At 70.0% G+C, this 12,502-nt stretch carries 10 protein-coding genes and 2 pseudogenes; 8 read left to right on the top strand and 4 right to left on the bottom strand.

Annotated features, from left to right (window positions below; all coding sequences use genetic code 11):
- Nucleotides 1–42: 42 nt before the first annotated feature.
- A pseudogene (locus SAVERM_RS13575) lies at nucleotides 43–924 on the bottom strand (SulP family inorganic anion transporter); the annotation flags it as partial.
- A 559-nt stretch (nucleotides 925–1,483) separates the two neighbouring features.
- Here SAVERM_RS13575 and SAVERM_RS40040 point away from each other — a divergent pair.
- Nucleotides 1,484–2,110 (top strand): annotated as a pseudogene (locus SAVERM_RS40040) (transposase); the annotation flags it as partial.
- Here the strand turns inward: SAVERM_RS40040 and SAVERM_RS43050 are convergent.
- From SAVERM_RS43050 to SAVERM_RS13595, 3 genes are all read right to left on the bottom strand, one after another.
- Entirely contained in the window at nucleotides 1,996–2,310 is a 315-nt protein-coding gene (locus SAVERM_RS43050) for a hypothetical protein (protein ID WP_037649709.1), read from the bottom strand. The pseudogene SAVERM_RS40040 and the gene SAVERM_RS43050 overlap by 115 nt on opposite strands.
- 339 nt (nucleotides 2,311–2,649) lie before the next feature.
- Complete coding sequence (locus SAVERM_RS13590) at nucleotides 2,650–3,840, bottom strand: ABC transporter substrate-binding protein (RefSeq protein WP_010984045.1); 1,191 nt, start codon at nucleotides 3,838–3,840, stop codon at nucleotides 2,650–2,652.
- Between the two features lie 250 nt (nucleotides 3,841–4,090).
- Nucleotides 4,091–5,530, bottom strand: a complete 1,440-nt coding sequence (locus tag SAVERM_RS13595; protein WP_010984046.1) for a gamma-aminobutyraldehyde dehydrogenase — start codon at nucleotides 5,528–5,530, stop codon at nucleotides 4,091–4,093.
- Nucleotides 5,531–5,704: 174 nt separating this feature from the next.
- Between SAVERM_RS13595 and SAVERM_RS13600 the strand changes: the two genes are divergently transcribed.
- The 7 genes from SAVERM_RS13600 to SAVERM_RS13630 all read left to right on the top strand — a co-directional run bounded on the left by SAVERM_RS13600 (nucleotide 5,705) and on the right by SAVERM_RS13630 (nucleotide 12,421).
- On the top strand, nucleotides 5,705–6,220 hold the full coding sequence (locus tag SAVERM_RS13600; protein WP_037649711.1) for an Lrp/AsnC family transcriptional regulator: 516 nt from the start codon (nucleotides 5,705–5,707) through the stop codon (nucleotides 6,218–6,220).
- Nucleotides 6,205–7,584, top strand: a complete 1,380-nt coding sequence (locus SAVERM_RS13605; RefSeq protein ID WP_010984048.1) for an aspartate aminotransferase family protein — start codon at nucleotides 6,205–6,207, stop codon at nucleotides 7,582–7,584. Before SAVERM_RS13600 ends, SAVERM_RS13605 begins: the two co-directional genes overlap by 16 nt.
- Nucleotides 7,585–7,842: 258 nt before the next feature.
- Nucleotides 7,843–8,580: an ABC transporter ATP-binding protein gene (locus SAVERM_RS13610; protein WP_010984049.1), complete on the top strand. Its 738-nt coding sequence runs from the start codon at nucleotides 7,843–7,845 to the stop codon at nucleotides 8,578–8,580.
- The gene (locus tag SAVERM_RS13615; protein WP_010984050.1) at nucleotides 8,562–9,956 is read left to right on the top strand and encodes a hypothetical protein; all 1,395 of its coding nucleotides are present in this window, start codon (nucleotides 8,562–8,564) and stop codon (nucleotides 9,954–9,956) included. The genes SAVERM_RS13610 and SAVERM_RS13615 overlap by 19 nt, the downstream gene beginning before the upstream one ends.
- Before the next feature lie 90 nt (nucleotides 9,957–10,046).
- Nucleotides 10,047–10,454, top strand: coding sequence for a VOC family protein (locus SAVERM_RS13620; protein WP_010984051.1), 408 nt, complete (start codon nucleotides 10,047–10,049; stop codon nucleotides 10,452–10,454).
- A gap of 26 nt (nucleotides 10,455–10,480) precedes the next feature.
- Nucleotides 10,481–11,599, top strand: coding sequence for an LOG family protein (locus SAVERM_RS13625; protein WP_010984052.1), 1,119 nt, complete (start codon nucleotides 10,481–10,483; stop codon nucleotides 11,597–11,599).
- Between the two features lie 147 nt (nucleotides 11,600–11,746).
- Nucleotides 11,747–12,421, top strand: coding sequence for an LAETG motif-containing sortase-dependent surface protein (locus SAVERM_RS13630; protein WP_010984053.1), 675 nt, complete (start codon nucleotides 11,747–11,749; stop codon nucleotides 12,419–12,421).
- The last annotated feature ends 81 nt before the right edge of the window (nucleotides 12,422–12,502 follow it).

Raw genomic sequence — 12,502 nt, forward strand, 5'->3', positions numbered from 1 at the left:
CGGCTCGCCCAAGCACACCGATTTCTCCCACCCGGAGGGCGGTCACCGCTCGTCGGCGGGCGGTGGAGCGGCGGTGTCGGGCTTGGGCCGGGCGGGCTGTTCGGCGGTGGTGAGGGGCGTCCACTCCGCTCCGGTGCGCAGCCGGAAGGCGGCGACGGCGGCCTCCACGGTGGGGAAGAAGTGCCGGGGGTCGATGGTGCGGGTGAGCCCATACCGTTCGATCTTGCGCCGTACGGGGTCCTTGAGCTCGGCGAACACGAGGTGTACGTGGTTCGCGTTGAGCGTCTCGTCGAGTTCCTCCAGGACGTCGGCGGCGGTGGTGTCCACGTCCGTCATCGGCTCCGCCGCGATCACGATCCAGCTCGGCCGCGGGTCCGCGTCGGCCAGTCGCCTGATCTCGTCGCGGAAGGCCTTGGCGTTGGCGAAGATGAGCGGGGCGTCGAACCGGTAGATCACCAGGCCCGGCAGTTGCCCGGCCTGTGGGTAGGAGCGGACGTCGTGGTAGCCCTCCAGGCCCTGCACCCGCCCCAGCACGGTGTTGTACGGCCACCAGGCGCGTCGGAAGACGTTGAGGACGGACAGGGCCACGGCGATGGCGATGCCTTCCAGGACGCCGAGCAGGGCCACGCCGGCGAAGGCCGCGATGCACAGCAGGAACTCCGTCCGGCGCTGCCGCCACAGTCGTACCGCTCCCGGGATGTCGGCCAGCGACAGTGACGCGGTGATCACCACGGCGGCAAGGGCCGGCTGGGGGAGGTTGCGGAACAGGCCCGGAGCCAGCACGAGCATGAGGACGATGAGCGCCGCTCCGACGACCCCGGTGAGCTGACTTCTGGCCCCCGCGCGCTCCGCCACCGCCGTACGGGAGCCGCTCGTGCTGACCGGGAAGCCCTGGAAGAGACCGGCCGCCAGGTTGGCCACACCGAACACGTCGTACGCGGTCCTGACCGTCACCTCGACGGTGACCGCGTCGGCCGAGGGGTAGTCGGCCCTCAGCCGCGCCACCAAGTTCCGGATGGACACGCATTCGTCCCGCGGGCCGGGTGACGGGACGTTCCGCGGCTCCGCGGGACCGGCGCGCTCCATCGGCCCGGGGTGGCGGCTCACGGCCTCGACGGGAAGGCGTGCGCCGACTTGAGGAGTCCGCTCTTCGACCGTCATGGCCGCACCGGTCCCATGTCCCACGACCTCCAGACCGCAGAACCCCACCTCTCGCCTCTCGCCACTCGCCACTCGCCACTCGCCACTGTCGCGAGAGGGTCTCTCGCGCTCATTGTCTGCTCGCCCGGACAAGATCGCTCCCTGGGGCCGGGGGGCGGGAAGCCGTGGAGGGAGGCGTCGGCGCCGCGGCCGGCCCGCTGATCGAGGGAACTCGTCATCGTCCCCGTGCGGCGGGCCACCTACTGCTCACCCGGCGTGGCCGAGTGCACATCGTGCGCCCGGTTGCACCGTCTGGTGAGGGTCGTCCGGGGCAGCCCGCCCTTCGCCCTCAGCTGCCGCCCACATCGAAACCGCCCAACTCGCCCTGGCTCAACTGCCCAAACACCTGCGGCGGGGACGGCAGACCCTGATCCGCACCGAACGGCCCGGCGCCTGGGTCGCTGGAGATCACCGACATGCCCGACCTGACCACTTGGCCGAAGGGGATGCGGCTGATCGTCAGAAAGGAACGCCCGCACCCCGGCGCCCAGTTGCGCTTCACCGACCTCGACGGACTGCGGCTGACCTGCTTCGCCACCAACACCCAGGCGGCCAGCTCGCCGACCTCGAACTGCGCCACCGCAGACCGTCCCGCTGCGAGGACCGCATCCGAAACGCCCGCGACACCGGCCTGCGCAACCTGCCCCTGCACGACACCGCACAGAACCGGATCTGGCTGGAGATCATCCCCCTCGCACTCGACCTCCTCGCCTGGATGCCGATGCTCGCACTGACCGGCCAAACCCGCCGCTGGGAACCCAAGAAGCTCCGCCTGCGCCTGTTCTCCGCCGCCGCTCAGCTCGTGAACACCGGACGCCGCCACCGGCTCCGCTTCGCCGTCCGATGGCCCTGGACCGACGTCATCACCCACGCGATCGGCAGGCTCCACAGCCTCCCGATCCCCGGTTGACCAGCCACTTCGACCGTCCCGACGACCCGCAGCGTCTTGCGGGTGATCCTGACCTCCTCGGCGGCTCTGCCGAGCTCGTCCAGCCGTGCGGTCAGCTGCGCGATCTGCTCTCCCGTCGTCTCGGCCTGCGCGGCGATCTCGCGTTCCCGTTCTTCCAGCCGGGCCAGCACCGCCCCGAGGGTCAGCTCCCCGCCGGTCATGTGCTGCGCCAGGCCGCCACATCGATGTCTCAGGTTTCCCAGAGTCCGACGCCACTCCCCGAACCGCCGCCGTCGATGCCTGAACCTCGACGCGACTCATGTGATGAGAACCCGCGACCAAGGCAAGGCGCTTCCGCTCGACATCCCGGTCGCAGCGGCTGAGGAAACGACGGCCCCCGCTCAATCACTGCAACCGCACCCCGGCATAACAGCAGTTCAAACCCCTGTCAGCAGCATCACTGCGTGACCTGCACCGCCACTGCCGAACGCTGAGTCAGTGCCAACTATCCCTCTTTTGTGCCAACTAAAAATCCTCGTCACACGTCGTACGTGGCCCTGTTACAGTCCCACGATCGCGTTCCACCGCTTCGCGAACTCCACGCGCTCCGTGGACGTGATGTCCCGCGCGATCGCCAGGCGCCCCCGCATCGACGCGTCCGGGAAGATCAGCGGGTCCTCGGCGAGGGCGGCGGTGTCCTCGTCCTTGGACGAGGCCAGGATGTCCTGGGCCGCCGGGACGGGGCAGACGTAATTGACCCACGCTGCCAGTTCGGCGGCGACCGCGGGCTCGTAGTAGTGGTCGATCAGCCGCTCCGCATTCGCCTTGTGGCGCGCCAGATTGGGGATCATCAGCGACTCCGCCCAGAGCTCGGCCCCCTCCTGCGGGACGACGAAGTGGATGTCCGGATCGTCCGCCTGGAGCTGGATCACGTCGCCCGAGTACGCCTGACAGGCGAGCACGTCGCCACTGGAGAGGTCCTTGATGTAGTCGTTGCCCGTGAAGCGGCGGATCTGGCCGCTGCGCACATGCTTCTCGACCTGGTCGCAGACCCTGTGGAAGTCGTCCGCCGTCCACCGGGTGATGTCCACGCCGTTGCCCTGCATCAGCAGCGCGAACGCCTCGTCCAGGCCGGACAGGAGTGTGACCCGGCCCTTGAGGTCGCTCGCCCACAGGTCCGACACATGCTTGATCTCGCGGCCCAGCTTGCGGCGGTTGTACGCGATACCGGTGATGCCCGACTGCCACGGCACCGAGAACGTGCGGCCCGGGTCGAAGGCCGGCGAGCGCAGCAGCGGATCGAGGTACCTGGCGACGTTCGGCTGGCGTGCGCGGTCCATTTCCTGGACCCAGCCGAGCCGTACGAAGCGGGCGCACATCCAGTCGCTGATGACGATGAGATCGCGGCCCGTCTGCTGGTGGTTCATCAGGGACGGGCTGATCTTCCCGAAGAACTCGTCGTTGTCGTTGATCTCCTCGACGTAGTCGACGGAGATCCCGGTGCGCTTCTCGAAGGCCTCCAGCGTGGGACGCCGGGTCGTGTCCTTGTCGTCGGTGTCGATGTACAGCGGCCAGTTCGCCCAGGTCAGCCGCTTGTCGCTGACGGACAGGTCCGCGGCGGCACGGTCGCCGGGCTGCACATAGGCGGCGGGCACGCCACAGCCGGCGAGGGCGCCGAGCGCGGTGGTGCCGCCCAGCGCACGCAGGAGGGAGCGGCGGGAGAGCGAGGGCGTCCTAGGAGTCTGGGGCACCCTTGCAGCATGCCGCCCCTGTCCGGGGGCGGGCAATCGACGCTGCGTCGAGCACATCCGCTCCGGCCCGACACCTTGTCGATCATTCCGTGGCCGACGGCACCGGCAGCTGCAACAGCAACAGCCGGACCGCCTGACCGCCGGACCGGCGCCGAGAGGAAACACCCGGGGCCCCGGACGGATCATCTCCCGTCCGGGGCCCCGGCGTTCACGCCCTCAGCCGGCCGACGACGTCAGCCGGCCGGCGACGTCAGCTGTCCAGCGACGTCATCACGTGCTTGATCCGCGTGTAGTCGTCGAAGCCGTACGCCGAGAGGTCCTTGCCGTAGCCGGACTTCTTGAAGCCGCCGTGCGGCATCTCGGCGACCAGCGGGATGTGCGTGTTGATCCACACGCAGCCGAAGTCGAGGGACTTCGACAGGCGCATCGCGCGGCCGTGGTCCTTCGTCCAGACGGAGGAGGCGAGGGCGTAGTCGACGCCGTTCGCCCACTCGATCGCCTGCGCCTCGTCCGTGAAGGACTGGACGGTGATGACCGGTCCGAAGACCTCGTTCTGGATGATCTCGTCGTCCTGCTTGAGGCCCGAGACGACGGTCGGGGCGTAGAAGTAGCCCTTCTCGCCGACCTGGTGACCGCCCGCCTCGACCTTGGCGTGGGCGGGCAGGCGCTCGACGAAGCCGGCGACCTGCTTCAGCTGGTTCGGGTTGTTCAGCGGCCCGTACAGCACGTCCTCGTCGTCCGGCTGGCCGGTCTTCGTGTCGGCGGCCGCCTTGGCGAGCGCGGCCACGAACTCGTCGTGGATGGACTCCTGGACGAGGACGCGGGTGGCGGCCGTACAGTCCTGCCCGGCGTTGAAGAAGCCCGCGACCGAGATGTCCTCGACGGCCTTGGGGATGTCGGTGTCCTCGAAGACGACGACCGGCGCCTTGCCGCCCAGCTCCAGGTGGACGCGCTTGACGTCCTTGGCGGCGGACTCGGCGACCGACATGCCGGCGCGGACCGAACCGGTGATGGAGGCCATCGCCGGTGTCGGGTGCTCGACCATCGCGCGGCCGGTGTCACGGTCGCCGCAGATGACGTTGAAGACACCCTTGGGCAGGATCGAACCGATGATGTCGGCGATCAGGACGGTGGAGGCGGGCGTCGTGTCCGACGGCTTGAGGACGACCGTGTTGCCCGCCGCGAGGGCCGGGGCGAACTTCCACACGGCCATCATCATCGGGTAGTTCCACGGCGCGACCTGGGCGCAGACGCCGATCGGCTCGCGGCGGATGATCGAGGTCATCCCCTCCATGTACTCGCCGGCGCTCCGCCCCTCCAGCATGCGGGCGGCGCCCGCGAAGAAGCGGATCTGGTCCACCATCGGCGGGATTTCCTCGGAGCGGGTCAGCCCGATCGGCTTGCCCGTGTTCTCCACCTCGGCCGCGATGAGTTCCTCGGCCCGCTCCTCGAACGCGTCCGCGATCTTGAGGAGGGCCTTCTGGCGCTCGGCCGGGGTCTGGTCGCGCCAGGCCGGGAAGGCCGCGGCGGCGGCCGCCATGGCGGCGTCGACGTCCGCCTGCCCGGACAGTGGCGCCGTCGCGTACGCCTCACCGGTCGCGGGGTTGACCACCTCGGTGGTCCGTCCGTCGGCGGCGTCACGGAATTCGCCGTCGATGTGGTTACGCAGACGACGCAGCTCGGTGCTCACTGCCGGGCCTCCAAAGTTCGGGAGTACGAGTGTCCAAACGCTGAGACACCCACCCTAATCCGTGCCCCCACGTTTTCAACACCCCCGATCCCGCCAGAACTGCGAAATCCGCAGGCTTCCCTCACGTAAACAACGAATTTCATCGATCGAGCCTTGCGAAACAAACGACTCCTCGTGCACAGTGAGGTCGTGGCCAGTCGAAGCGCAGACCAGAGGGACTCCCGCGAGTCCAGGAACGGCACTCCCCAGCTGGATGCCGTCTCCCTCGCCATCATCGGGCAGCTCCAGGAGGACGGGCGTCGCCCGTACGCCGCGATCGGCAAGGCCGTCGGCCTGTCCGAGGCGGCCGTACGCCAGCGCGTCCAGAAGCTGCTCGACCAGGGCGTGATGCAGATCGTCGCCGTCACGGACCCGCTCACCGTGGGCTTCCGCAGGCAGGCGATGGTGGGCGTCCATGTCGAGGGGGACCTCGACCCGGTCGCGGACGCGCTGACCGCCATGTCGGAAGTCGAGTACGTGGTGATGACCGCGGGCTCGTTCGACATCCTCGCCGAGATCGTCTGCGAGGACGACGACCACCTGCTGGACGTCATCAACAAACGCATCCGGGCCCTGCCCGGCGTGCGCTCCACCGAGAGCTTCGTCTACCTGAAGCTCAAGAAGCAGACCTATATGTGGGGAACCCGATAGCCGTGAGCAAGGACCTCAGCCGAACCGCGTACGACCACCTGTGGATGCACTTCACCCGCATGTCCTCGTACGAGAACGCGCCCGTTCCCACCATCGTCCGTGGTGAGGGCACCTACATCTACGACGACAAGGGCAAGCGCTACCTCGACGGTCTCTCGGGTCTGTTCGTGGTCCAGGCGGGCCACGGCCGCACGGAGCTGGCGGAGACCGCGTTCAAGCAGGCTCAGGAACTGGCCTTCTTCCCGGTGTGGTCCTACGCCCACCCGAAGGCCGTGGAACTGGCCGAGCGCCTTGCGAACTACGCCCCGGGCGACCTCAACAAGGTCTTCTTCACCACCGGCGGCGGCGAGGCGGTCGAGACCGCCTGGAAGCTCGCCAAGCAGTACTTCAAGCTCCAGGGCAAGCCGACCAAGTACAAGGTCATCTCGCGCGCGGTCGCCTACCACGGCACCCCGCAGGGCGCCCTGTCCATCACCGGCCTGCCGGCCCTGAAGGCCCCCTTCGAGCCGCTGGTCCCGGGCGCCCACAAGGTCCCGAACACCAACATCTACCGCGCCCCGCTCTTCGGCGACGACCCCGAGGCCTTCGGCCGCTGGGCCGCCGACCAGATCGAGCAGCAGATCCTCTTCGAGGGCCCGGAGACGGTCGCGGCCGTCTTCCTGGAGCCGGTGCAGAACGCCGGCGGCTGCTTCCCGCCGCCGCCCGGCTACTTCCAGCGCGTGCGCGAGATCTGCGACCAGTACGACGTGCTGCTGGTGTCGGACGAGGTCATCTGTGCCTTCGGCCGCCTCGGCACGATGTTCGCCTGCGACAAGTTCGGCTACGTACCGGACATGATCACCTGCGCCAAGGGCATGACCTCGGGCTACTCCCCGATCGGCGCGTGCATCGTCTCCGACCGCATCGCCGAGCCGTTCTACAAGGGCGACAACACCTTCCTGCACGGCTACACGTTCGGCGGCCACCCGGTCTCCGCCGCCGTGGGTGTCGCCAACCTCGACCTGTTCGAGCGCGAGGGCCTCAACCAGCACGTGCTGGACAACGAGTCCGCGTTCCTCACGACGCTCCAGAAGCTGCACGACCTGCCGATCGTCGGCGACGTCCGCGGCAACGGCTTCTTCTACGGCATCGAGCTGGTGAAGGACAAGGCCACCAAGGAGACGTTCACGGACGAGGAGTCGGAGCGCGTGCTCTACGGCTTCGTCTCCAAGAAGCTCTTCGAGTACGGCCTCTACTGCCGCGCCGACGACCGCGGTGACCCGGTCATCCAGCTGTCGCCGCCGCTGATCTCCAACCAGTCGACCTTCGACGAGATCGAATCGATCATCCGGCAGGTGCTGACGGAGGCGTGGACGAAGCTCTGACCCGCGTAGCGCGGATCCGCGTACCTCAGTCCCTGTACCCCAGGTCCGCCTACCGCTGAACCGCATACCTCTGATCAGCTGATCAACACCGGCCCCGGTGCCGCCCGTTCGAGTGAGAAAGGGCGGCCCGGGGCCGCGTGCTGTCCGGCCCGACGGCCCCGACTCCCTAGCGTGCCAAGTGACCGATCGGCCCTGCCTTCGTTCCCCCGGACGGGGGACTTCGCACGGCTCTTCCGATCTGAACCGAGGTGTACGCCCATGGTGGCCCCGCCGGACAACGACGTGCTCTGGGCACGCACCCTGCACTTCACACACAACGGCTCCCCCGCGCTCAACGGTGTCTCGCTCGGTGTGCGCGTGGGCGAGATCCTCGCCGTCACCGGCCCGCGCGGCAGCGGCAAGACGACGCTCCTGCAGTGCCTGGCCGGACTGCTCCCGACCCAGCGGGGCGAGGTCTGGTTCAACAGCACGCCGGTCCACACCATGGGCCCGCTCACCCGCGAACGGCTGCGCCGCGACCGCTTCGGCTGGATCGACCCGGCCCCCCTGCTGGTCCCCGAGCTGAACGTATGGGAGAACGCCGCCCTGCCGCTCATGCTGCGCGGCACCGGCCGCCGCCGGGCGAAAGCCACCGCCCTGGAGTGGCTGGAGCGCCTCGACATCGGCGACTGCGCCCGCAAGCGCCCCTACGCGCTGGTCCAGGCCGAGCGGCAGCGGGTCGCCATCGCCCGCGCACTGGCCCCCGCCCCCACCGTGCTCTTCGCGGACGAGCCCACCGCCCCGCTGCACAGCGCCGACCGCGCCCATGTGCTGCGGACGCTCACCACGGCGGCCCGCTCGCACGGCATCACGGTCGTCCTGGCCACGGACGACGCGGACACCGCGGCGCTCGCCGACCGGACGGTGGCACTGCGCGACGGACGGCGCGTGCACACCGTCCATCTGCCCCCGGTCGCCGAGACGGAAGGCCGGGCCGCGTGCTCGCTCTCCGTCTAGCCCGCGGGGCCCACCCCCTGGTCCAGCTCCGCAGACTGCTGGTCACGGCGGCGGCCGCGGGCACCGGCTTCCTGCTGCTGGGCACGCTGGGCTACGCGATGGCGCACCCGGACGCCTCGGCTCGCTCGGTGCTGCGGCTGGCGTGGTGCGTGGCGCCGATGGCGGCCACGGTGTACTTCGCGGTCGCCGTGGCCCGTACGGACCCGGGCACCCGCCCGCGCCCGGGCCTCTCGGCGATCGGCCTCGGCCCCGTACGTCTGATGGCCGTCTCGGCCGTGACCACCGCCCTGTCCACCACCCTCGGCTCGATGCTCGCCCTGCTGTTCTTCCTGCATCTGCGCGGCGATCTGACCGGGATGCCGTTCGACGGGGCGGCGGCCGAGTTCCTCGCCGCGGACCAGCCCCTGCCCCTGCCGGGGGCGCTCACCCTGCTGGCCCTGGTGCCACTGGCGGCGTCGGTCACGAGCGCGCTGGTGCTGCGGCCGCGGGGCGAGAAGCAGGCCCGTATGTCCGGCACGTCCACCACGGCCGGCACGTCCCCGACGATCGGCACGCCCCTTACCGCCGGCGCGTCCGCGACGGCCGGCACGCCCACCACCGCAGGCACGACCCCGACGGCCGACACTCCCCCTGCCGCCGACACGGACAGCACGTCCACCGCACCCGGGACAGCCGCCGACAGCCCCACCCCCTCCGCCGCACCCTCCTCCGCCACACCGCACGACGTCCCGGCCGAGCCACTGGACCCGCAGCGCCCCGCCGTGCCCCAGCCGGCCCCCGGCGGTCTCCCCTGGAGCGTGGCCGTGCTCGCCGCCGGTCTCGCCGTCGAGATGTACGCGAGCCAGTCGGGGCCCGCGCCCGGCCTCGCCCTGCCGGGCAGGTTCGCGGACGGACCCGCCGGGGTGCTGGCGGGCTGGACGCTCACCGCAATGGGCCTCGTGCTGGCCGGGCCCGCGATCACGTATCTGTGCGGGTGGCTGCTCCAGGCCCTACGTCCCGGCGCGCTGCGCCTGCTCGCCGGGCGCGTGCTCCAGGAGGAGGCACGGCGGATCGGGCAACCGCTCGGCGTGGTGTGCGCGGTGGCGTCGGGGGCGTACGCGACGGCGACGCTGTACGCCGGGGCTCGGCCGTCCTTCGGGCCGCTCAGCACGCTGGGCGCGCTGCTGGTGACCGGCTGCACCGTCGCGACGCTGGTGACGGCCGCGGTGGAGGCCAAGCACGCGCGCGCGGAGACCACCGCGGCGCTGCTGCGGCTCGGTGCGCCGGCCACCATGCTGCGCAGCGCGGCGCTGCTGCGCGCCGGCGCCCTGGTCGCCGTGTTCGTCCCGCTGACCTGGGCGGTCGCCGAGCTGGCGGCCATGCCGCTGACGGGCTGAGCGGAAATATGGCCGGCGAGCGATGAGTTTCGCGGCGACGCACGGTCCACCTCTCCGTACGGCACACCACACCACCGGGAGAGACCCCTCATGTACCAGCAGATGATCTTCGTGAACCTCGCCGTCGACGACGTCGACGCCTCGAAGAAGTTCTTCACGGAGCTCGGCTACACGATCAACCCGCAGTTCACGACGGACGACTGCGCATGCGTCGTGATCAGCGACACGATCATCGCGATGCTGCTGAGCAAGCAGCGCTACGCCGACTTCACCAAGAAGCGGATCGCCGACCCGACCACGACCAGCGAGGTGCTGCTCTGTCTGAGCGCCGAGAGCCGCGAGAAGGTCGACGAACTGGTCGACAAGGCCCTCGCCGCGGGCGGCACGAGCAGCGGGGAGACCCAGGATCACGGCTTCATGTACGGCCGCTCCTTCGACGACCCGGACGGCCACACCTGGGAGATCGTGTGGATGGATCCGGCGGCGGTCCAGGGCTGAAATCCGGGAGTGCCTAGCATGGGCGGGTGCAGCCGATACCTTCACCCACCGCTTCCCACGACCGTGAGATCGAGTCCCTCGAGGAGTTCGACGAGGTGGTCTCGGAGCGCGGCTCCCTCGCCCGGTACCGCGTACAGGCCGTCGATCTGACGGCCCGTACGCGGGCGCTGCTCACCATGGACTGCGCGGGCGCCGTCTTCCTGGGCTGCCCGATGGACCCCGAGGCGGCGGCGCGCGTACGGGCCACGGGCGCGCTGGTCTTCCCGCCGGTCCCGGGCCTGCCCTTCGACCCGTACCGCGGTCGGCTCTACACCCCGGACGAGCTCTTCGACTCGCTCGACACCGACTACGAGGCGACGCCCGACGCCCGCGCGTACGCCTGGTTCCAGCGGACGAAGGCCGACGGCGACATCTTCGCGTCGATGGTGCGCGCGATCCACGACGACGCCGTCTCGGACGCCCTCGACGAACTCCTCGTCGGCGCGCGGGTGGTGGGCGTGATGGGCGGGCACGCCATGGCACGCGGCACGCGGGAGTACGAGGGCGCGGCCCGGCTCGGCCGTGAACTGGCGCGCGCCGGTTTCACGGTCGCCACCGGCGGCGGCCCGGGCGCGATGGAGGCGGCGAACCTCGGCGCCTACGCGGCCCCCTTCGGGCCCGAGATGCTCACCGAGGCGCTCCAACTCCTCGCCAAAGCAACGTCGTTCACACCGTCCGTGACCGAGTGGGCGCGCGCCGCCTTCGACGTGCGCGAGCGCTGGCCGGCCGGCGGCCCCTCGGTCGGCATCCCCACCTGGTTCTACGGCCACGAGCCGCCGAACGCGTTCGCCGCGCACGTCGCCAAGTACTTCGCCAACGCGACCCGGGAGGACGGGCTGCTGGCCCGCTCGAACGCGGGCGTTGTGTTCCTGCCGGGCGCCGCGGGCACGGTGCAGGAGATCTTCGACAACGCGACCCCCAACTACTACGAGTCCCGGGGCGAACCCACGCCCATGGTCCTCGTCGACCGCACCCACTGGACCGAGCGGCTGCCGGCCTGGCCGCTGCTCCAATCCCTGGCGCGGGAACGCTCGATGGAGTCCCGCATCGCCTTGGTGGACCGCATCGAGGACGCCCCGGGGGCTCTCAAACGCCTCGGTGGTTAATGAGCGGGCAAAGCCGACGGGCATGCCGGACATGCGCATTGACAGTGCTTACCCGTCGCTTATAAACCTGTGAGACTCCTGGGGGTGCTGTTACCGCACGCAGGACCTCCCAACCCCCCGCAGTTGTACTTCCTGTGAAGGGCAATCGTGTCCATATCTCGCCGTACCGCACGTTCTGTGCGAATCCTCGGAGTTGCCTCCGCCACGGCCGCGCTCGCGCTCGGCGTCGCGGGCAACGCAATGGCCTGCAACATCAGTGAGTTCTCCGCCGAAGCCAAGTGCGACGGCACCAAGAGTGTCATCACCGTCAAAGACGTGGACCCCTCCGGCGTACCCGCGGTCGTCTCCGTGTTCCTCGAGAACAACGGCGCCGACGTGAAGAAGATCGGCGAGCAGGAGGTCAAGGGCTCGCGCGAAGGTGTCACCATCACCTTCGACGAGGCCTGGAAGCCGAACGCCGAATACCGCATCCACGTCAAGGCCGGGAACCAGGTCGACGAGGACATCAAGCCGAACCTGACCACCCCGGCCACGGCGTGCAAGACGGAGACGACCCCGCCGGCCACCAAGACCCCGAAGCCGTCGAAGAAGCCGTCGTCCTCGGCGACGCCGTCCGCGACCCCGTCGACGTCGGACAGCAGCACGCCGCCGGCCGCCTCGGACAACGCCCCCTCGCCCGCGGTCGGTGAGTCGAACCTCGCCGAGACCGGTGCGAACTCCAACACCGGCATGATCGCCGGTATCGCCGGCGGCCTGGTCGTCATCGGCGGCGGAGCGGTGTTCTTCGGCATGCGCCGCCGCGGCGCGTCGAAGGCCGGCTGACACCTCCGCACCACCTCTCGTACGCACCTGTGGCCCGCCCCTTCAGCAGGGGCGGGCCACATGTCTGTCCCGCTCGTCGAG

It is taken from the genome of Streptomyces avermitilis MA-4680 = NBRC 14893, from assembly GCF_000009765.2.
GTDB lineage: Bacteria > Actinomycetota > Actinomycetes > Streptomycetales > Streptomycetaceae > Streptomyces > Streptomyces avermitilis.